The 19,731-nt window shown below is 60.7% G+C and carries 19 protein-coding genes; 6 read left to right on the top strand and 13 right to left on the bottom strand.

The window, feature by feature from the left end:
* Positions 1 to 181: 181 nt before the first annotated feature.
* The 5 genes from J1N02_RS18150 to J1N02_RS18130 all read left to right on the top strand — a co-directional run bounded on the left by J1N02_RS18150 (position 182) and on the right by J1N02_RS18130 (position 3,680).
* Complete coding sequence (locus J1N02_RS18150) at positions 182 to 1,675, top strand: RNA polymerase factor sigma-54 (RefSeq protein ID WP_027604811.1); 1,494 nt, start codon at positions 182 to 184, stop codon at positions 1,673 to 1,675.
* 75 nt (positions 1,676 to 1,750) lie between these two features.
* Positions 1,751 to 2,056 (top strand): ribosome hibernation-promoting factor, HPF/YfiA family, encoded by a 306-nt coding sequence (gene hpf / locus J1N02_RS18145; protein ID WP_027604812.1) that lies wholly within the window; start codon positions 1,751 to 1,753, stop codon positions 2,054 to 2,056.
* 10 nt (positions 2,057 to 2,066) lie between these two features.
* Complete coding sequence (gene ptsN, locus J1N02_RS18140; RefSeq protein ID WP_027604813.1) at positions 2,067 to 2,531, top strand: PTS IIA-like nitrogen regulatory protein PtsN; 465 nt, start codon at positions 2,067 to 2,069, stop codon at positions 2,529 to 2,531.
* 2 nt (positions 2,532 to 2,533) lie between these two features.
* Positions 2,534 to 3,391 (top strand): RNase adapter RapZ, encoded by an 858-nt coding sequence (gene rapZ / locus J1N02_RS18135; protein ID WP_027604814.1) that lies wholly within the window; start codon positions 2,534 to 2,536, stop codon positions 3,389 to 3,391.
* Between the two features lie 16 nt (positions 3,392 to 3,407).
* Positions 3,408 to 3,680 (top strand): HPr family phosphocarrier protein, encoded by a 273-nt coding sequence (locus J1N02_RS18130; RefSeq protein ID WP_027604815.1) that lies wholly within the window; start codon positions 3,408 to 3,410, stop codon positions 3,678 to 3,680.
* 20 nt (positions 3,681 to 3,700) lie between these two features.
* On the opposite strand, the gene J1N02_RS18125 is transcribed toward J1N02_RS18130, so the two are convergent.
* From J1N02_RS18125 to pmbA, 6 genes are all read right to left on the bottom strand, one after another.
* The gene (locus J1N02_RS18125) at positions 3,701 to 4,594 is read right to left on the bottom strand and encodes a ZIP family metal transporter (protein WP_027604816.1); all 894 of its coding nucleotides are present in this window, start codon (positions 4,592 to 4,594) and stop codon (positions 3,701 to 3,703) included.
* Positions 4,595 to 4,627: 33 nt separating this feature from the next.
* Complete coding sequence (locus tag J1N02_RS18120; protein WP_027604817.1) at positions 4,628 to 5,239, bottom strand: superoxide dismutase; 612 nt, start codon at positions 5,237 to 5,239, stop codon at positions 4,628 to 4,630.
* A gap of 1 nt (position 5,240) precedes the next feature.
* Entirely contained in the window at positions 5,241 to 5,669 is a 429-nt protein-coding gene (locus J1N02_RS18115) for a hypothetical protein (protein WP_027604818.1), read from the bottom strand.
* A 27-nt stretch (positions 5,670 to 5,696) separates the two neighbouring features.
* A complete protein-coding gene (locus J1N02_RS18110; protein ID WP_421147544.1) occupies positions 5,697 to 7,073 on the bottom strand; it encodes a class II fumarate hydratase in 1,377 nt (458 codons plus the stop codon).
* Positions 7,066 to 7,461: a hypothetical protein gene (locus J1N02_RS18105; protein WP_027604820.1), complete on the bottom strand. Its 396-nt coding sequence runs from the start codon at positions 7,459 to 7,461 to the stop codon at positions 7,066 to 7,068. Before J1N02_RS18105 ends, J1N02_RS18110 begins: the two co-directional genes overlap by 8 nt.
* A gap of 147 nt (positions 7,462 to 7,608) precedes the next feature.
* Positions 7,609 to 8,955, bottom strand: a complete 1,347-nt coding sequence (gene pmbA, locus J1N02_RS18100) for a metalloprotease PmbA (RefSeq protein ID WP_027604821.1) — start codon at positions 8,953 to 8,955, stop codon at positions 7,609 to 7,611.
* Positions 8,956 to 9,063: 108 nt separating this feature from the next.
* Here pmbA and yjgA point away from each other — a divergent pair, with 108 nt between their 5' ends.
* Positions 9,064 to 9,585 (top strand): ribosome biogenesis factor YjgA, encoded by a 522-nt coding sequence (yjgA, locus tag J1N02_RS18095; RefSeq protein WP_017138246.1) that lies wholly within the window; start codon positions 9,064 to 9,066, stop codon positions 9,583 to 9,585.
* Between the two features lie 45 nt (positions 9,586 to 9,630).
* Here the strand turns inward: yjgA and tldD are convergent, their stop codons facing one another.
* The 7 genes from tldD to mreC form a co-directional block, all read right to left on the bottom strand.
* Positions 9,631 to 11,073 (bottom strand): metalloprotease TldD, encoded by a 1,443-nt coding sequence (gene tldD / locus J1N02_RS18090; protein WP_027604822.1) that lies wholly within the window; start codon positions 11,071 to 11,073, stop codon positions 9,631 to 9,633.
* 16 nt (positions 11,074 to 11,089) lie between these two features.
* Positions 11,090 to 11,938 (bottom strand): carbon-nitrogen hydrolase family protein, encoded by an 849-nt coding sequence (locus J1N02_RS18085; RefSeq protein ID WP_027604823.1) that lies wholly within the window; start codon positions 11,936 to 11,938, stop codon positions 11,090 to 11,092.
* Positions 11,939 to 11,986: 48 nt separating this feature from the next.
* Positions 11,987 to 15,802: a YhdP family protein gene (locus J1N02_RS18080; RefSeq protein WP_421147543.1), complete on the bottom strand. Its 3,816-nt coding sequence runs from the start codon at positions 15,800 to 15,802 to the stop codon at positions 11,987 to 11,989.
* 76 nt (positions 15,803 to 15,878) lie between these two features.
* Entirely contained in the window at positions 15,879 to 17,336 is a 1,458-nt protein-coding gene (gene rng, locus J1N02_RS18075; protein WP_010213134.1) for a ribonuclease G, read from the bottom strand.
* A gap of 71 nt (positions 17,337 to 17,407) precedes the next feature.
* Positions 17,408 to 18,004 carry a Maf family protein gene (locus J1N02_RS18070; RefSeq protein WP_027604825.1) on the bottom strand — a complete coding sequence of 199 codons (597 nt, stop codon included), beginning with the start codon at positions 18,002 to 18,004 and terminating at the stop codon, positions 17,408 to 17,410.
* A gap of 51 nt (positions 18,005 to 18,055) precedes the next feature.
* A complete protein-coding gene (mreD, locus tag J1N02_RS18065; RefSeq protein ID WP_027604826.1) occupies positions 18,056 to 18,544 on the bottom strand; it encodes a rod shape-determining protein MreD in 489 nt (162 codons plus the stop codon).
* Positions 18,544 to 19,665 (bottom strand): rod shape-determining protein MreC, encoded by a 1,122-nt coding sequence (gene mreC, locus J1N02_RS18060; protein WP_421147579.1) that lies wholly within the window; start codon positions 19,663 to 19,665, stop codon positions 18,544 to 18,546. Before mreC ends, mreD begins: the two co-directional genes overlap by 1 nt.
* Positions 19,666 to 19,731: the final 66 nt, after the last annotated feature.

The raw sequence follows: 19,731 nt of genomic DNA, 5'->3' as shown, positions 1-19,731 counted from the left end.
AAGGCGGTGGCAGGTCGTTTGCCCGATGCGCGGGAGTCAATGAAAACCTCCGGATTTTTATTGTTACCGCGCTCTAGGCAAAGCCCCCGATATCAGGCATATAATTTGCTTATGTTTGGCGCTCACGCGCCCTGTCGTGGATGGCGCATTGCGCCGGCGAATAAGGTGTTAAGCCCCTGCCATGAAACCATCGCTAGTCCTGAGAATGGGCCAGCAGCTGACGATGACACCGCAGCTGCAACAGGCCATCCGCCTGCTCCAATTGTCGACCCTGGACCTGCAACAGGAAATCCAGGAGGCCCTGGAGTCCAATCCGATGCTCGAACGCCAGGAAGAAGGCGACGACTTCGATAATGCAGACCCATTGGCCGACAACATCGAGCAAAAACCCAATTCCGACGTACAGGAACCCTCCTACCAGGAAACCGCCCCCACGGTGGATAACCTTGAGGAAGGCGATTGGAACGAACGCATTCCCAACGAACTCCCGGTGGACACCGCCTGGGAGGACGTCTACCAGACCAGCGCCAGCAGCCTGCCCAGCAATGACGATGACGAGTGGGACTTCACCACCCGCACTTCCGCCGGCGAGAGCCTGCAGAGCCATCTGCTGTGGCAACTGAACCTCGCGCCGATGTCGGACACCGATCGCCTGATCGCCGTGACCCTGATCGACTGCATCAATAACCAGGGTTACCTGGACGAGACCCTCGAAGAGATTCTCGAGGCCTTCGACCCGGAACTGGACATCGAGCTGGACGAAATCGAAGCGGTCCTGCACCGCATCCAACAGTTCGAGCCCGCCGGCATCGGTGCCCGCAACCTGAGCGAATGCCTGCTGCTGCAACTGCGCCAGCTGCCCGCCAAGACCCCATGGCTCGCCGAGGCCCAGCGCCTGGTCACCGACTATATCGACCTGCTGGGCAGCCGCGACTATAGCCAGTTGATGCGGCGCATGAAGCTCAAGGAAGACGACCTGCGCCAGGTCATCGAGCTGGTGCAAAGCCTCAACCCGCGTCCAGGCTCGCAGATCGAGTCCAGCGAAGCCGAATACGTCGTTCCCGACGTGATCGTGCGCAAGGACAACGAGCGCTGGTTGGTGGAACTGAACCAGGAGTCGGTGCCGCGCCTGCGGGTCAACCCGCAATATGCCGGTTTTGTGCGCCGTGCCGACACCAGCGCCGATAACACCTTCATGCGCAACCAGTTGCAGGAAGCGCGCTGGTTCATCAAGAGCCTGCAGAGCCGCAACGAAACCCTGATGAAAGTGGCCACCCAGATCGTCGAGCATCAGCGCGGCTTCCTGGAATATGGTGACGAGGCGATGAAACCGCTGGTCCTGCACGACATCGCAGAAGCGGTGGGCATGCACGAATCGACGATTTCCCGGGTGACCACACAAAAATTCATGCATACCCCACGGGGCATATATGAGCTGAAATACTTTTTCTCCAGTCATGTCAGCACATCCGAAGGCGGCGAATGCTCGTCCACGGCGATCCGCGCAATCATCAAAAAACTGGTTGCTGCGGAAAATCAGAAAAAGCCGTTGAGTGACAGCAAGATCGCTGGTTTACTGGAGGCACAAGGCATTCAGGTCGCCCGTCGAACCGTCGCCAAGTACCGCGAGTCCCTTGGGATCGCGCCTTCCAGCGAGCGTAAGCGTTTGATGTGACGGGCGGGCCACAGCGTTCCAGTGGCGGGTATTCCTACCCGCCGCTTTATGCACTGGCAACGAAGGAGAAGCTGTATGCAAGTCAACATCAGTGGACACCATGTAGAAGTCACCCCTCCACTACGCGACTACGTCGAGCAGAAGCTGAGGAAGCTTGAGGGTCATTTCGACAAGATCACCAACGTGCAGGTCATCATGAAGGTCGACAAGCTTCAGCAGAAAATCGAAGCGACTCTTCAGATACCCGGTGGAGAAGTGGTCGCCAATGCCGAACATGAAGACATGTATGCATCAATCGACTTGCTCACCGACAAGCTTGACCGCCAACTCAAAAAGCATAAGGAAAAGAATCTGAGCCTGCTCCAGGGCACAGGTCGTTAACTCTCCCCCCATGATCCGACTTGAAACCATCCTGACCCCCGGCCGTTCCCTCGTGAACGTGCCGGGCGGCAGCAAGAAGAAAGCCCTCGAACAAATTGCCAACCTGATCAGCAGCCAAGTGCCTGAGCTGGAGATGCAAGATGTCTTTGAGGCTCTGATTGCCCGTGAAAAACTCGGCTCCACCGGTTTTGGCAACGGCATCGCCATTCCCCACTGCCGCCTCAAAGGCTGCGAGACACCTGTCAGCGCCCTGCTGCACCTGGACGCACCTATCGATTTCGACGCGATCGACGGCGCCCCGGTAGACCTGCTGTTTGTTCTGCTGGTCCCACAGGCCGCCACCGACGCACACCTGGAACTGCTTAGGCAGATCGCAAGCATGCTCGACCGCAAGGAAGTACGCGACAAACTGCGCAGTGCCAGTAGCAACGAGGCGCTGTATCAAGTTGTCCTGGATGAGCAAAACGGGCAGTAATCATGCGTTTGATCATCGTCAGCGGCCGCTCCGGCTCGGGTAAAAGTACCGCCCTCAACGTCCTTGAGGACAACGGCTTCTATTGCATCGACAACCTGCCCGCCGGCCTGCTCCCGGAATTGGCGGAACGGGCACTGATCCATACCGAATTGGCCCAGCCCCTGGTCGCCGTTTCGATTGACGCCCGCAACCTGCCGAGCCACCTCACGCGCTTTCCTGAATTGCTCGAAGAGGTGCGCGCCAAGCACATTCATTGCGATGTGCTGTATCTGGACGCCGACGAAGAAACCCTGCTCAAGCGCTTCTCAGAGACCCGCCGACGTCACCCCCTCAGCAGCCCGCACCGTTCCCTGGCCGAAGCCATCGAGGACGAAACCAAGCTGCTGGGGCCGATCATTGACCTCGCCGACCTCAAGATCAACACCACCAGCCTCAACCTGTACCAGTTGCGCGATGCCATCAAGCTCCGCCTGCTGAACCAGCCGGAGCCTGGCACGGCATTTCTGGTCGAGTCCTTTGGTTTCAAGCGTGGCATGCCGGTGGATGCCGACCTGGTGTTCGACGTGCGCTGCCTGCCCAATCCTTATTGGAAGCCGGAACTGCGCGACCAGTCGGGGCTGGATCAGCCTGTGGCCGATTACCTGGCCGCGCAACCGGATGTGGAGGAGATGTTCCAGGACATTTCCAGCTACCTGCTCAAATGGTTGCCGCGCTTTGCCGCGAGCAACCGAGCCTATGTCACCATTGCCATCGGCTGCACCGGCGGTCACCACCGCTCTGTCTACCTGACCGAGCGCCTGGGCCAGGTGCTGCAACAAACCCTCAAGAACGTCCAGGTTCGCCACCGCGACCTTAGCTGAAAGGAACACCCCCGCGATGCCCGCTCTGGAAATTGAAATCATCAACAAGCTGGGCCTGCATGCCCGTGCCTCGGCCAAATTCGTCGGTATTGCCGGGCAGTTCCCTTGCCAGATCCGCGCCGGGCGTACACCTGAGAGCATGGTCGATGGCAAAAGCATCATGGCGATGATGATGTTGGCGGCCGGCAAGGGCACCAAGATTCATTTGAGCACCGAGGGCGAGCAAGAGCAGGAAGCAATGGACGCCCTGGTGGCGCTGATCAACAACTTCTTTGATGAGGGTGAGTAACCCCTACCCCCGCTGAGGCCTCACCCCAAGGCGGTATCCATCACCATCATCAAGCAGAACCCCATGCACAACCCCAGGCTCGCGAGTTTTTCGTGACCGTTGCGGCGCGACTCCGGGATCACTTCGTGGGTGACCACCAACAGCATCGCGCCAGCGGCCAGTGCCAGGCCCAACGGTAACAGCACCTCGGCCAGGGTCACCAGCCAGGCGCAAAGCACGGCGAACACCGGCTCTACCAAGCCTGACGCGGCGCCGATCAGGAACGCCCTGATCCGCGACATCCCTGCCCCAGCCAATACCAGCGCAATGACCAGGCCTTCGGGCACATCCTGCAAAGCAATGCCCATGGCCAAGCTGTCGGCATCCGGCATGCCGCCGCCGGCTGAGACGCCAACGGCCATGCCTTCGGGGATATTGTGGGCGATGATGGCAAACACGAACAGCCAGATACGCGGTGGAATCACCGGTTTATCCGGTGTGCCCACCAACATCTCCGGGCTGGCGCCGGAGACCTTGCGGTCCACCAGATACAGACCGAATGCCCCCAGCATGATGCCGAAGCTGATCAGCCCACCTGCCCCCCAGGGCGAAAGACCAAGGGCTTCGGCCGCAGCAATTCCCGGCACGACCAGCGAAAACGCGGTCGCCGCCAGCATCACACCGGCACCGAAGCCCAACAAGGTATCGCTCAACGCCACCGGCATCCGCCGAATCACCAAGACCGGAACCGCCCCCAGCGCCGTGCCAAGCGCGCAAATCGCCCCGCCCTGCAGGGCGCGCATGATGCGCGGTGCCAGATCCAGCCAGGCCAGCCCGTGGGCCACCAGCAATGCAGTACCTGCCAACAGCAGCAGCGAACCAAACGCATAACGAAACATTCGCACGCTGCTGATCGCCAGTGTTTCAGTGCCCATAGTCGGCCTTAGATCTTGTTATGGAAGTGAATGTCAGGCCAACGCGGCCTGATAGCGTGCGGCGACTTCCGGCCAGTTGATAACACTGTAGAAGGCGTTGATGTATTCAGGTCGACGGTTCTGGTAGCGCAGGTAGTAAGCATGCTCCCAGACGTCCAGGCCGAGGATCGGCGTGTTGCCATTCATCAACGGGCTGTCCTGGTTGCCGCTGCTTTCCACTATCAGCGTCTTTTGCGGAGTGACACTCAACCACGCCCAGCCGCTGCCGAAACGGGTCAAGGCGGCCTTGGTGAAGGCTTCCTTGAAACTGTCGAAACCGCCGAGTTGCTCTTCTACAGCTTTTCCCAATGCGCCGTCGGGCTTGCCGCCACCTTTAGGCGACATCACCGCCCAGAACAGCGAGTGGTTGGCATGGCCGCCGCCTTGGTTGATGACGGCCGCACGCAGTTTTTCCGGCAGTTGCTGCACGCTGGACACCAGTTTTTCTACAGGCCAGCCCGCAAACTCGGTGCCCTCGACCGCCGCATTGAGGTTATTGATGTAGGTCTGGTGGTGCTTGGTGTAGTGAATCTCCATGGTTTGCGCATCGATATGCGGTTCCAGGGCATCGTAGGCATAGGGCAAGGCAGGCAAGGTGTAGGTCATATCAATGTGCTCCGTATTGAGACGGTGTCGGCTGCACCGCAGTACCGCCCAGCAAGCGATGGGTGCGCGGGTACTCACCGTGATCGCTGATGAAATTCAACAGTTCGACGTAAGTCTTGCTGCTCTGGCGCAGCGCCGCTTCCCGCAGCTGCGGGCTCAGGCGCACGTCCTGCATGGCCTGGAGCAAGCGCTGGTGAATAGCGCAGAGGTATTCGGCGCTTTCCTCGGGCTGATTCAGGCGCAGGTGCAAATCCGCCAGGTTGTGATGGGAAATGACGCAAGCCGCTACTGCTTCGTCGGCATTCGCCCAGCGCTCGAACAACACTTGAGCCAGGGCCAGGGCTTGCAGATAGGCCTCGCGAGCGTCAACCAATTCGCCCTGCATAAAGCAGCGATTGGCGCGTTCGATCGTGCGTTTCCAGTGCTCCATGGTGAGCCTCCAAAGCAGGGTCGGTGATTACACGCCGCCGGCCGTGAGCTTCTCCGGATCCAACAGGACTTCCAGTTGGCTACGGGGCAGGTCGGTGTGCTCAAGGGCCACCTCAATCACCGGGCGGCCCTGCTGATAGGCCTTCTTGGCAATCTCAGCGGCCTTTTGGTAACCAATGATCGGGTTGAGTGCGGTGACCAGGATCGGGTTGCGCGACAGCGCTTCCTTGAGCTTGGCTTCGTTGACCTTGAAGCTGGCGATCGCCTTGTCTGCCAGCAGACGGCTGGCATTGGCCAGCAACTCGAGGCTGCTGAGCAGGTTCTGGGCAATGATCGGCAGCATCACATTCAGCTCGAAATTGCCGGATTGGCCAGCGACGGTGATCACCGTGTCATTGCCGATGACTTGGGCAGCCACCATGGCGGTCGCTTCCGGAATCACCGGGTTGACCTTGCCTGGCATGATCGAAGAGCCCGGCTGCAGGCCCTCCAGTTCGATTTCCCCCAGGCCGGCCAGCGGGCCGGAGTTCATCCAGCGCAGGTCATTGGCGATTTTCATCAGCGACACGGCGGTAGCTTTCAACTGGCCGGAGACGGCGACGGCAGTGTCCTGGGAGCCGATCAGCGCAAACAGATTCTTGCCCGGCGTGAATTTCACGCCTGCCAGGCTGCTGAGCTGTTGACTGAAACGCACGGCGAATTCCGGGTGCGCATTAATCCCGGTGCCCACCGCCGTACCGCCCTGGGCCAGAGCCTGCAGGGCCGGTAATAAATCCTGCAGGTGACCGATATTGGCCTTGAGTTGCTGCGCCCATCCATTGAGGACCTGGCTCATGCGCACGGGCATGGCGTCCATCAGGTGCGTGCGGCCGGTCTTGATGAATGGGTGAACCTCTTCGGCTTTCTGCTCGATCACCTGCACCAGGTGCAGCAGGGCCGGCAGCGTTTGCTCGTGCAGCACCAGCGCAGCACTGACATGGATGGTGGTCGGAATGATGTCGTTGCTGCTTTGACCGCAGTTCACATGATCGTTGGGATTGACCGCTTCGCCGAGCAAGCGGCTGGCGAGCGTCGCAATCACTTCGTTGGCATTCATGTTTGAACTGGTGCCGGAACCGGTCTGGAAGATATCCACCGGGAAATGCCGCATGTAATCGCCTTCAAGCAAGCCTTGGGCGGCATCGACAATGGCTTTGCCCTGCCCTTCGCTGATCTGCTTGAGGTCGACGTTGACCTTGGCGGCTGCGGCCTTGGCCAGGATCAGTGCGCGAATGAATTGCGCCGGCATGCGTTGGTGGCTGATCGGAAAGTTGTTCACCGCGCGCTGGGTCTGCGCACCGTACAAGGCCTCGGCGGGGACTTGCAGTTCGCCCATGCTGTCGCGTTCGATACGGGTGTTACTCATCGGAAGATCCTTGCACCAGGTCAGAAACGGAAATGGAGGGAAGCAATTCGCAGGTCGCCAATTGCCAGGCAAAGGTCTGCCAGCGCTTGAGGCGGCAGGCACAGTGAGAGAGTTTTTCCAGGTCGCGCAGTGGGCGCCAGGCTTGATCCAGACACAGGGATCGCCAATGCCACGGCAGTGCAATATCGCTGGCGGTGTCGATCAGCAGGCGGAATGAGGTTTCAGCGATGGTCCACGGATGGGTCGCGGTACAACACGCCAGGTATCGGCCCTCGTTGAGGTAATGTTCGATCAGGCGAGGCTCATTGGGATCCAGACCACAGCGAATCTGGCGACTCATCCAGCGCCAGCTTTCCAGGTAAGGATCCTCATGCAGGACAGAACTCATGATCCACACTCATCCGGTAATGATATTTATTATTAAATGATATTGAGAATCAAAACAAGAGTGGCACCTCAATCCCCCTGAAACACGCCCACAAAAAAGGCGCGCCATCCGTAAGAGGGCGCGCCTTTTTGTGAAGCTGTAGCGGGATTAACTGCCTGCGACGGTCATCCGCTCGATCAGCACCGAGCCTGTGCGAATATTGCTGCGCAGTTCCAGGTCATTTCCCACGGCAACGATCTGCTTGAACATATCGCGCATGTTGCCGGCGATGGTCACTTCCTGGACGGCAAACTGAATCTCACCGTTTTCCACCCAGAAGCCCGCCGCGCCACGGGAATAATCCCCAGTGACCATATTCAGGCCATGGCCCATCAATTCGGTTACCAGCAGGCCACGTCCCATGCGACGCAACAGCGCCGCCTGGTCTTCGTCGCCATGGGTCACGAAAAGGTTATGCACGCCACCGGCGTTGGCGGTGCTTGGCAGGCCGAGTTTGCGGCCTGAGTAGGTGCCGAGTACGTAAGACACCAGCTCCCCGTTTTCGACGAACGGCTTGGCATACGTGGCCAGGCCGTCCCCATCGAACGCCGAACTGCCCATGGCCCGCATCAAGTGCGGACGCTCATCGATGGTCAGCCACTCGGGAAACAACGTCTGGCCGATCGCCCCTTCAAGGAACGAAGACTTGCGATACAGGTTGCCGCCGGAAATGGCACTCAGGAAACTGCCGAACAAACCGCCTGCCAGCTCCGCCGAAAACAGTACAGGCACTTCACAGGTCGGCACCGGACGCGCGCCCAGGCGGCTCGCGGCACGTTGTGCGGCACGTTGACCAATGCTGGCCGGATCTGCCAGCAATTCACCCTGACGACTTACGTCGTACCAGTAATCACGCTGCATCTGGCCATTGGCCTCGGCGATCATCACGCAGCTCAGACTATGGCGCGTGGACGCATACCCGCCGATAAACCCGTGGCTGTTGCCGTAGACGCGACAGCCCTGATGCGTGTTCAACGTGGTGCCATCGGCGTTCTTGATGCGGGTATCGGCATCGAACGCCGCCGCTTCGCAGGTCAGCGCCAGCTCGATGGCCCGCTCGGGCGTGATGTCCCAGGCATGGAACAGATCGAAATCCTTCAAGTCCTTGGCCATCAGCGCCTTATCGGCCAAGCCCGAGCTTTCATCCTCAGAGGTGTGCTGGGCAATCGCCAACGCGGCGGCAACCGTTTCGCGTATGGCCTCCGGACCGCTGGCCGACGTACTGGCCGAACCTTTGCGCTGCCCCACATACAAGGTGATGCCAAAGCCCTGGTCACGGTTGAATTCGACGGTTTCCACTTCCCGTTGACGTACCGACGTCGACAACCCCTGCTCCAGCGACACCGCCACTTCACAGGCACTGGCCCCCTGGCGCTTGGCCTCGGCAAGGATCTGCTCGACTTGTTCCTGCAGGGCCGGTAACGCTTGCGGACCGACGCTTTGGGCTGCACTCATGGTTTTCTCCACTCAAATTCTGCTTTCGGCTAAGGCCATCGAGCGACCGGGCCGGACAAGCGGCCCCCGACTGGTTATCATGGCGGCGTTTCTTTGCGGACTGCCACCATGGTTGATTCTTACGACGACTCCCTCGATGGGGAGAAAAGCAAAACCCAGGTCAAACGTGAGCTGCATGCTCTGGTCGACCTGGGCGAGCGCCTTACAACGCTCAAGAAAGACTTGATTGCAAAACTGCCACTGACCGACGAAATGCGCCGGGCGCTTGCGGACGCACCCAAGCACACCGCGAATATCGCGCGTAAACGGCACATCATGTTTATCGGCAAGCTGATGCGCGATCAGGACACTGACGCCATTCTCGCCTTGCTTGATCAAACCGATGCCTCCACTCGCCAGTACAACGAACGTTTCCACAACCTGGAACGTTGGCGTGACCGCCTGATCTCGGGCGATGACGCGGTGCTGGAGAAATTCGTGCTGGACTACCCGGACGCCGACCGCCAGCAACTGCGCTCCCTGATCCGTCAGGCCCAGCACGAGCAGGCGCATAACAAGGCGCCGGCCACCAGCCGTAAAATCTTCAAATACATCCGTGAGCTGGACGAGACTCAACGCGGCCTGCGTTGATGCCCTTCCCCGGGTGGCGATCTTCGCCACCCGAAGCTCCACCCCTTACGACCCCGTGCCACCCACGGTGATCGCATCAATTTTCAGCGTTGGCTGGCCGACCCCTACCGGCACCGACTGCCCATCCTTCCCGCACATGCCCACACCACTGTCCAGGGCCAGGTCGTTGCCGACCATCGACACCTTGCTCATGGCTTCCGGGCCATTGCCAATCAACGTTGCCCCTTTGACCGGCGCGGTAATCCTGCCGTCTTCGATCAGGTACGCCTCGCTGGTAGAGAACACGAACTTGCCGCTGGTGATATCCACCTGGCCGCCGCCAAGGTTGGCGCAGTAGATGCCGCGCTTCACCGAGGCGATGATCTCCGCCGGGTCGCTTTCGCCACCGAGCATGTAGGTGTTGGTCATGCGGGGCATCGGCAGGTGCGCATAAGATTCGCGACGGCCGTTACCGGTGCGCGCAACGCCCATCAGGCGGGCATTGAGCTTGTCCTGCATGTAGCCCTTGAGCACACCGTTTTCAATCAAGGTGGTGCATTCGGTCGGCGTGCCTTCATCATCGACGCTCAACGAGCCGCGGCGACCGGCCAGGGTGCCATCATCGACAATGGTGCACAGCTTGGACGCAACCATCTCGCCCATGCGCCCGCTGTAGGCGGAACTGCCTTTGCGGTTGAAATCGCCTTCCAGGCCATGGCCCACGGCCTCGTGCAGCAATACGCCGGACCAGCCCGGGCCCAACACCACCGGCAACGTGCCGGCCGGCGCAGGAATGGCTTCCAGGTTCACCAACGCCTGGCGCAAAGCCTCACGGGCATAGCCCATGGCACGGTCGTCGGTGAGGAAGTAACGGTAGTCGGTACGCCCGCCGCCGCCGTGGCCGCCACGCTCGCGGCGGCCGTTCTGCTCGACGATCACGCTGACATTGAAACGCACCAGCGGCCGCACGTCCGCCGCCAGCCCCCCGTCGGTGGACGCCACCAGGATGCGTTCCCACACACCGGCCATGCTCACCGAGACCTGCTGGATACGCGGGTCCAGGGCGCGGGTGGCCGCATCGATACGCTTGAGCAACTCGACCTTTTCCGCGCGGCTGATCACTTCCAGGGGGTTGTCCGGCGCATACAACTGCGCCACGTCCTGGGTACTGAACGCCTGTACCGTGCCATGTTGGCCGGCACGGGAGATCGAACGCGCAGCACGTGCGGCCAGGCCCAACGCCTCCAGGGTGATCGCGTTACTGTAGGCAAAACCGGTCTTTTCACCGGATTGCGCACGAACGCCTACACCTTGGTCAAGATTGAAACTGCCTTCCTTGACGATGCCATCTTCCAGGGCCCAGGACTCGGAGATCTGCCCCTGGAAATACAGGTCGGCGGCATCGATGCCTGGCCCGGCCAGATCGCCGAGCACGGTTTGCAAACTTTCGATGGTCACGCCACCGGGTGCCAGGAGGTGTTCACTGACTGAGGACAACAACTCGCTCATAGGTTTGGCCTTAAATTCATCGTTCTGAAGCAGGCCGCTGGGCGCCCTGCGAGAAAAAGCGCCGATGGTTGACCACCGGCATGCGCGCCCGTATCGACGCCTGTTCACTGCTATCGCGTTCGGCCAGCAACACCGCTTCGCCTTGATCCTGTTGTGCCAGCACCCGGCCCCATGGGTCGACGATCGCCGCATGACCATAAGTTTCCCGTGGCCCTGGATGCACACCGCCCTGGGCGGCCGCCAGCAGGTAACACTGGGTCTCGATGGCCCGTGCACGAATCAGCACATCCCAGTGGGCGGCACCGGTCACGGCGGTAAAGGCCGAGGGCGCGGTAATCAATTCAGCCCCCGCCGCGCGCAGCTCGCTGTACAGCTCGGGGAAGCGCAGGTCGTAACAGACCGTCAGGCCCAAACGGCCAACCGGCGTATCCGCCACCACCACGTTGCTCCCGAAAGCATAGTCATCGGACTCCCGATAGCGACCCCGGGCGTCCGCCACGTCCACATCAAACAAATGCAGCTTGTCGTAACGGGCGACGACTTCGCCGCGATCATCGACCAGCAGCGAGCAGGCATTGGATTTGGCGTGCGGTTGATCCTTGGGCGGCAACGGCAGCGTGCCAGCCACTATCCATAAGGTGAGGTCGCGGGCGGTCTGTTTCAACCATGGCAGGATCGGACCTTCACCCAGCGCCTCGGCGCGGCCGATATCCGCCACGTCGCGGCGGCCCATGGCGGCAAAGTTTTCCGGCAGCACCGCCAGCTTCGCACCGCCGGCCGCCGCTTGCTCCAACAAGCGCCGGGCCTGGACCAGGTTGGCCAGCACATCGCTCTGACTGACCATTTGGATTACTGCAAAGGACATGGGCCGATACTCCGTAAAAGGCATGGGGCCATGCTACTCCACAGGCTCTCAGTTTGGTTTTTCAAAGGGCTTGTCGAAGGTGATTTTTGGATCCTTCCATGGGCCTTCCACCTTGTATTGCACGCTGGCGAAACGCGAAACACGGTCACCGATCAGCTTGTCGATCAGGAACAGTGCGCCACCAATCGCCGGCGCGCCCACGATCAGCGCGGCAATCGGCAGGTTGTTGGTCACCGGCAACGTCACCAGCAACTTCGCATCGACACGGTCAGCCACCAGGTCCAGGGTGCCGTTGAGCTCCAGGTTGCTCGACGGGCCGGTCATGGTGATCGGCTCGCGCGTCACGAACACGCCATTGCTGGCGACCAATTGGCCCTTGACCCGGTCATAACTCAAGCCCTTGCCCAGCAGGTCGGAGAAGTCCAGGCGCAGGCGGCGCCCGATGGAGTTGAAGTTGAGCAGACCGAACACCCGCAGCGCCTGGGCACCACCTTCCACCTCGACAAACTGACCTTTACGGAACGTCGCATCCAGGCTGCCGGAGAACCGTTTAGGCCCGACCCAGGCCGGCGAACCCGGCCACCGCCCATCTACATCCAGGTGGAAGTCCTCGCTGGTGACCGTGGGCGCATAGCCCCAGCCTTTGAGTACGTCGGCGATGTTCTTGCCGTCCAGGCGCCCCTTGTACCAACTGCTGCTGTCACCCGGGACACCTTCCCATCCGCCGGCGCCCTTGAGTTGCATGCCTTTGAGGCCCAGGTCCAGCGTATTGAAAGCCAGGCCTTTGGCCGTTGGCCGGATCTTGAGTGACCAGGCGCCAATCAGGTCCGGCCCCTGGAACAGCTGGTCAATGGCGATATCCAACGCCGGAATATCCTTGGGATCGATACTGGCCAACGGGTCCGGTGCGTTTTCATCAGCCTGTACCGTCGGGTCCACCGCCGGCAGCTTCACGTATTGCAGGTTGACCGCAATCGGCGCGCCCTTGGCATCCGGCAGGTTCACGGCGCCCTTGGCTTGCTGGCTGTCAAAGCGTAAACCCCAGGCAGCGGGCTTGCGATCCAGCTGCAGGTTGACCTGATCGAACTGGGTACCCAGGCCGGTGAGCTTGCCAATCTTGAATTCGGCACCGCTGAGCAACTGCTTGGCACTGCCACCTGGGTCATTGCCAGCATACTGGTTCACCAGTTTTTTCCACGGGTCGATATCCAGCTCCGAGAGCACGCCACGGATGCGCAAACCCTTGGCGCCTGGCAGCACGGCATCACCATCACCGAGGAACAACTCGCCACGGCCGTCATTGAGTTTGTCCGGCGGCGCGGCAAAGGTGAAGTTGGCCAACTCACCGTAATCAAACCAGTAGCGGCGCTCAGCCCCCTGCAAGGTCATGCGGAATACGCTGTCACGTCCCTGGCTGGCCGGCATGCCGAACGGCGCCGGCAAGTCCACCACAACACCCTTGAGGTTGGAGCTGACCATCAGTTGGCTGTCGGCACCGTCCAGGTTGAGCTGCAATTGATACGAAATATCGCCGGACACCGGCAACGGCTGACTGACTTTCAACCAATCCGTCAGACGCTTGACCGTCACCTGCCCCTTGGCAGCGACACGGGTGCTGATATTACCCGGCTTGCCATCGGCAAAGATCTGCGCGGTGATCGGCCGGTCAAATGCCTGGGCGGTAATCTTTTCGCCGCTCAAGCCCTTGGCGCTGTCGAAGCGGAAATTGCCCTTGAGCTGCGTCAGGTCCAGAGGCGGTTCCGCCAATTGCAGGCGTGCCTTGTCAGTCTGGAAATCCACCACGATCCTGGGCTCGATGCCCTTGACCAGCGGAACATCCAGATCCAGCATGCCTTGCAGGTCTCCTTCGCCTTTCCAGCCGGCGAAGGTGGAGGCCGTGCCGATTGGCGCTTCCTGGAGGATCTTCAGCCCATCACCCAGGCCACCGGCAAAACCACCGGTAAGCAGCAGATGGCTTTCCTTGCCGGACGGCGCGTGGGGAATATTGACGTAGACGTCCTTGACCTTGGTGTCGAGCAACTGCCCCTTGCTGGCCAGGATGCGTACGCCCGTCTCTTCGACAAACACTTCGCCATTGACCTTGTTCACATGGGGCCAACCCGGCTGGAACGCCAGTTCGGCGTCATGCACCTTGAAGAACAGGCTGATATTGCGCGCGGCGGGCAACGCATCGTGGTTCAGCGAGCCCTGGTACTGGAAGAACCCCTGGTCCACCGCACCCTTGAGAATCGCCGTGCGCAGCCACTCATCCAACGCGGGACTCAACACGGCCGGCAGGTATTTAGGGGTAAAGCGTCCATCGCCATCGACCATACCGACCCGCAGGTCCATATAGTCTTCCTGGCTGTGGTCGAAATGCAGGCGAATCAGGAAATCGGCAGCGATCTTGCCCTCTTCCCCCAGCACCTTGATATACGGGGCGATCAGGGTGAAGCCTTGTTTATCCAGCTTCCACGTCAGGCGTGCATTGGCCTGGAGGTATTGCCAGGGCTTGGCGAAGATCGGATCGAGGTGCAGGGAAAAATCCTTGCTGTCCATGCGCAACTCGCCCTGGCCCAGGTCGCCGCTGATGCTGCCGGAAACGTTGCGTGCGGCCGGCGCACCGAAGTAGGCGTCAAACCCGACCCGTTCCAGGTTGGCGGCAAAGCTGACTTTTTGATCGGTGGTGTCTTGAGGACGGAAATCCACCAGTACATTGCGCAGCAGACCGGTGGCCTTCAGGTGCTCGACGGTCTTGGCGACGCCTTCCGGCAGCGGCGCCAGGGCGTTGAGCAACGGTGTGATGGGGGTCAGGTCGAGGCGGTCAGCCTGCAGCTTCCAGACTTCCAGGGCCGTGTCGGTCGCCAGGGTCTGCTGCAATTGCAGGCGCGATTCCCATCGGGTCTCGCCCAGGTTCATCGCCAGGGAATCAAACAACACCTTCAAGCCGGTATCACTGCGTTGCAGATAGGCCGTAAGTGCAAGGTTTTCGATATGCACCGGCTTGCGCTCGGCGTAGCTGCCCTTCACCTGCGGCGAGTTGAGGCGCACGACCGCACTTTGCACCGTGCCTTTACCCCAGTTCAGCCAGAACTCACCGCCGGCCTTGAACTGCGTGAGTTTCCATTGCCGGGTCAGCCTGGCGGGGATCCACTTGGCCCAGTCGCTTTGGGGCAGACTCAGGTAGGCCTCGACTTCAGCATCCTTCCACTGGCTCGCGCGAATGCGGCTGCGCAGGCTCAGGGCAAGGGGCTGGCCGTCGGGCAAGGTCAGGCGGGCGTCCAGGCGCTGGCGGGTGACGCCCGTGTGCAGGCTCAAGCCCACATAGGTCAGGGTCAGCGGCGCCTGGTCGAACGGTTGCAGGGTGACCTGGCTGTCGAGCAGCGATACGCGCTTGACCATCTGCATGCGCTTGAGCAATTGCTCCGGGTCCAGCGGCTGGTCGTCCTGTATCGGCAAGCCTTGCAGCGCCCAATGGCCGTCCTTGTCTTCCTTGGCGCTCAGTTGCAGGCCACTGACTTCCAGGTGCGCAATACGCACTTCGCGCGCCATCAGGCTGGCCCACATGTCCGGCACCACTTCGACCTGATCCAGGCGCAAGGCACTGCTGCCCTCGCCGACCATTACGTCGTGGGCCAGCAACACGGGCGCAAAACCGCTCCAGCGGCCTTCAAGGCTGCCGATGTGCACAGGCATGTCCACCGCAGCCTGGGCCTTGGCTTCGATTTCCGCGCGGTATTCGGCCACCAGCGGGGTCAATTCGCGCCCCAGGCTCACGTACACCGCCGCCAACACCAGCAGCAAGGCGCACAGCCCAAGGCCCCAACGGGTCAAAGCGGCAAAAAAGCGTGTCAGACGCTCCATGTCAGGCGACCCTCAAGGCAGTAGTCGGACTGCAGATCAAGGTCTGCGAGTCGCGTAAAAAGAAAGCGAATGGGGATCAGAGCAGCACCACGTCATATTGTTCCTGGGAATACATGGTTTCGACCTGGAAGCGAATCGTACGCCCGATAAACCCCTCCAGCTCAGCCACGTTACCGGACTCTTCATCCAGCAGGCGGTCGACCACTTTCTGGTTGGCAAGCACTCTATAACCTTCGGCCTGGTAGGCCCGTGCCTCTCGGAGGATTTCCCGGAAAATCTCGTAGCAAACCGTTTCCGGAGTCTTCAACTTACCGCGGCCCTGGCAACTGCTGCAGGGCTCGCACAGCACCTGCTCCAGGCTCTCGCGGGTGCGCTTGCGGGTCATCTGCACCAGGCCCAGCTCGGTGATGCCGATGATATTGGTCTTGGCGTGATCGCGCTCCAGCTGTTTTTCGAGCGTGCGCAGCACCTGGCGCTGGTGCTCTTCATCTTCCATGTCGATGAAGTCGATGATGATGATGCCGCCCAGGTTACGCAGGCGCAGTTGACGAGCAATCGCCGTGGCCGCTTCGAGATTGGTCTTGAAGATGGTCTCTTCAAGGTTGCGATGACCTACGAACGCGCCGGTGTTGACGTCGATGGTGGTCATCGCTTCCGCCGGGTCCACCACCAGGTAGCCACCGGACTTGAGCGGCACCTTGCGCTCCAGGGCTTTCTGGATTTCGTCCTCGACGCCATACAGGTCGAAGATCGGCCGTTCGCCAGGGTAATGCTCCAGGCGATCGGCAATTTCCGGCATCAGCTCGGCAACAAATTGCGTGGTGCGCTGGAAGGTTTCCCGCGAGTCGATGCGAATTTTCTCGATCTTGGGGCTGACCAGGTCGCGCAAGGTACGCAGGGCCAGGCCCAGGTCTTCGTAGATCACACTCGGCGCGCCGATGGTCTTGATCTGTGCGCCGATCTGGTCCCACAGGCGCCGCAGGTAGCGAATGTCCATGAGGATTTCGTCGGCACCTGCGCCCTCGGCGGCGGTGCGCAGGATAAAACCGCCCGCTTCCTTGATACCTTCGGCGGCCACGCAGTCGCTGACCACCTTTTTCAGGCGCTCGCGCTCGGCTTCGTCTTCAATCTTCAGGGAAATGCCGACATGGGCGGTGCGCGGCATGTAAACCAGGTAGCGCGACGGAATCGACAGTTGAGTGGTCAGGCGTGCGCCCTTGGAGCCGATGGGGTCCTTGGTGACTTGCACCACCAGGCTCTGCCCTTCGTGCACCAAGGCGCTGATGCTTTCCACCGCCGGCCCTTCGCGCAGGGAGATCTCCGAGGCATGGATAAATGCCGCCCGGTCCAGGCCGATATCGACAAATGCCGCCTGCATCCCCGGCAACACCCGCACCACCTTGCCCTTGTAGATATTGCCGACGATCCCGCGTTTCTGGGTGCGCTCGACATGCACTTCTTGCAGAACACCGTTCTCTACCACCGCCACGCGCGATTCCATCGGCGTGATATTGATCAGAATCTCTTCACTCATGGCTGGGTCTCGTTCAGGCGTTTTCACAATAGTGACCGATCGCTGTAAGGCTGGGCGCTGGAGTAACGCGTTCAGCGCGCGGTAAGGTTTTGCCAACAGGGTATGCCGAATTGTGCAAGCAGTTGCGCGGTTTCGCACACCGGCAGACCTACCACGGCGGAATAGCTGCCATTGAGCCCGGCCACAAACACCGAGCCAAGCCCTTGGATAGCATAGCCGCCCGCCTTGTCCTGGGGTTCGCCGCTGTGCCAGTAGCTTGTAGCCTCCTCGACAGAAATCCCACGGAAAAGTACACGACTGCTTACACATCGGGTTTCACAGCGCTGGCCGTCAGTCAGGGCAATCGCAGTCAGAACTTCATGTTCACGCCCCGCCAGTGCCATCAACATCGCCAACGCATCGGCTTGGTCTACGGGCTTGCCGAGGATCTTGCCGTCCACGATCACTGCGGTATCGGCGCCCAGGACGCAGGCGGCCGAGCGTTGCCCGAGCGCAGCAAAACCCGCTGCGGCCTTACCGCGAGCGAGACGCTCAACGTAGGAAACAGGGGTTTCGTTTGTAAGAGGAGTTTCATCAATGGCAGCGCTGACCACGGTGAAAGGCACACCGATCTGGGTCAGCAGTTCACGCCGCCTCGGGGAACCCGAGGCCAGATAAAGCGAATTCATTGCAGACTCTCCCTGTGGGGTTCGATAACCAGGCAGAGCCTCGCAATCCATTCAATTGATTTTATAGCGACGACGTAACCCACGCAGGCCGAAACTGATCCACGGCCACAGCAGCGCACTGACCAGGGCCGGCAACACCAGCGCCAGGGTTGGCTGGCGGTTGCCGGTCAGGGCACTGAGCCACAACTGTACCAACTGCGCCAGGCCGAAGATCACCAGGATCACCAGGCATTGCTGCCACATCGGGAACATGCGCAGGCGCTGCTGCAACGACAGCACCAGGAAGGTAATCAGGGTCAGGATCAACGCGTTCTGGCCCAGCAAGGTGCCATACAGCACATCTTCCGCCAAGCCCAGGAACATCGCCGTCACCATGCCCACTTTATGGGGCAGGTTCAGCGACCAGAATGCCAGCAGCAATGCCAGCCACAGCGGACGCAGGATCTCCATGAACTGCGGCAGCGGCGAAACGCTGAGCAGCAAGCCGATAGCGAATGTCAGCCAGACGATCCAGCCATTGCTCGAATGAGTACCGGCCATTATTCCTCCCTCTGCCGTGTGGTGGCCGGGGCTGCGGCTGGAGGCTTCGCAGCGGGCGTCGTAGTGGCAGGCGTGGTGGCCGGCGGTTTCGCTGCAGTCGGTTTCACCGGGTGCACGCTATGGGCCGCAGGCTTGACCGGTGTGGCCACAGGCGCAGTAGCTGCCGGAGTTGCCGCCGGTACAACGGGGGGAGTCGACAGAGGCTTGGGCACGGTCGCAGGAATGATCGGCGCAGTGCCGTTCTTCTTGTCTTCCGCTTCCTGGGCCTGGGCGGCGTCGTTGGCGCGTTCTTCCGGAGTACGGTTGTCGCTGAACACCAGCAACAGGTAGCGGCTGCGGTTCAGGGCGGCAGTGGGTACGGCACGCACAATGGCGAAGGGCTGGCCGGAATCGTGGATCACTTCCTTGACCGTTGCCACCGGATAGCCTGCCGGGAACCGCTGGCCCAGGCCGGAGCTGACCAACAGGTCGCCTTCCTTGATGTCGGCCGTGTCCGCCACATGACGCAATTCCAGGCGCTCAGGGTTACCGGTCCCGCTGGCAATCGCGCGCAAGCCGTTACGGTTGACCTGCACCGGAATGCTGTGGGTGGTGTCCGTCAGCAGCAGTACCCGCGAGGTGTAGGGCATCAGCTCGACGACCTGCCCCATCAGTCCCCGAGCATCCAGTACCGGCTGACCAAGCACCACACCGTCGCGCTCACCCTTGTTGATAATGATGCGATGGGTAAAGGGGTTGGGGTCCATGCCGATCAACTCGGCCACTTCGACCTTTTCGTTGACCAACGCAGAAGAGTTAAGCAACTCGCGCAGCCGAACGTTCTGCTCGGTGAGGGCCGCCAGCTTTTGCATGCGCCCCTGCAACAGCAGGTTTTCGGTCTTGAGTTTTTCGTTCTCGGCAACCAGTTCGGTACGGCTGCCAAATTGGCTGGCCACGCCCTGGTAGAGACGTTGCGGCAGGTCGGTGATCCAGTAGGTCTGCATCAACACCAGCGACATTTGGCTACGCACCGGCTTGAGCAGCGCAAAGCGGGCATCGACCACCATCAATGCGACCGAAAGCACGACCAGCACCAATAAGCGCACGCCCAATGAGGGGCCTTTGGCGAAAAGCGGTTTAATAGGCCGCTCCTCCCAGGCAAATGTTCTCTTTATTCATACGGCATCTAACCGGCCTGGATGCAGATT

Source organism: Pseudomonas sp. NFX5 (genome assembly GCF_049132125.1).
Lineage (GTDB): Bacteria > Pseudomonadota > Gammaproteobacteria > Pseudomonadales > Pseudomonadaceae > Aquipseudomonas > Aquipseudomonas marginalis.
Note: the sequence above shows the minus strand (reverse complement) of the source record. Positions and strands in the feature narration are given on the sequence as shown.

Excerpts from the sequence above, each read along its gene's own strand:
- rng (WP_010213134.1), bottom strand. The coding sequence starts at position 17,336 with ATGAGTGAAGAGATTCTGATCAATATCACGCCGATGGAATCGCGCGTG.
- J1N02_RS18085 (WP_027604823.1), bottom strand. The coding sequence starts at position 11,938 with ATGTCCTTTGCAGTAATCCAAATGGTCAGTCAGAGCGATGTGCTGGCC.
- J1N02_RS18130 (WP_027604815.1), top strand. The coding sequence starts at position 3,408 with ATGCCCGCTCTGGAAATTGAAATCATCAACAAGCTGGGCCTGCATGCC.
- J1N02_RS18120 (WP_027604817.1), bottom strand. The coding sequence starts at position 5,239 with ATGACCTACACCTTGCCTGCCTTGCCCTATGCCTACGATGCCCTGGAA.
- tldD (WP_027604822.1), bottom strand. The coding sequence starts at position 11,073 with ATGAGCGAGTTGTTGTCCTCAGTCAGTGAACACCTCCTGGCACCCGGT.
- ptsN (WP_027604813.1), top strand. The coding sequence starts at position 2,067 with ATGATCCGACTTGAAACCATCCTGACCCCCGGCCGTTCCCTCGTGAAC.
- J1N02_RS18105 (WP_027604820.1), bottom strand. The coding sequence starts at position 7,461 with ATGAGTTCTGTCCTGCATGAGGATCCTTACCTGGAAAGCTGGCGCTGG.
- hpf (WP_027604812.1), top strand. The coding sequence starts at position 1,751 with ATGCAAGTCAACATCAGTGGACACCATGTAGAAGTCACCCCTCCACTA.
- J1N02_RS18070 (WP_027604825.1), bottom strand. The coding sequence starts at position 18,004 with ATGAATTCGCTTTATCTGGCCTCGGGTTCCCCGAGGCGGCGTGAACTG.
- mreD (WP_027604826.1), bottom strand. The coding sequence starts at position 18,544 with ATGGCCGGTACTCATTCGAGCAATGGCTGGATCGTCTGGCTGACATTC.
- J1N02_RS18080 (WP_421147543.1), bottom strand. The coding sequence starts at position 15,802 with ATGGAGCGTCTGACACGCTTTTTTGCCGCTTTGACCCGTTGGGGCCTT.
- J1N02_RS18110 (WP_421147544.1), bottom strand. The coding sequence starts at position 7,073 with ATGAGTAACACCCGTATCGAACGCGACAGCATGGGCGAACTGCAAGTC.
- yjgA (WP_017138246.1), top strand. The coding sequence starts at position 9,064 with ATGGTTGATTCTTACGACGACTCCCTCGATGGGGAGAAAAGCAAAACC.
- J1N02_RS18115 (WP_027604818.1), bottom strand. The coding sequence starts at position 5,669 with ATGGAGCACTGGAAACGCACGATCGAACGCGCCAATCGCTGCTTTATG.
- pmbA (WP_027604821.1), bottom strand. The coding sequence starts at position 8,955 with ATGAGTGCAGCCCAAAGCGTCGGTCCGCAAGCGTTACCGGCCCTGCAG.
- J1N02_RS18150 (WP_027604811.1), top strand. The coding sequence starts at position 182 with ATGAAACCATCGCTAGTCCTGAGAATGGGCCAGCAGCTGACGATGACA.
- rapZ (WP_027604814.1), top strand. The coding sequence starts at position 2,534 with ATGCGTTTGATCATCGTCAGCGGCCGCTCCGGCTCGGGTAAAAGTACC.
- J1N02_RS18125 (WP_027604816.1), bottom strand. The coding sequence starts at position 4,594 with ATGGGCACTGAAACACTGGCGATCAGCAGCGTGCGAATGTTTCGTTAT.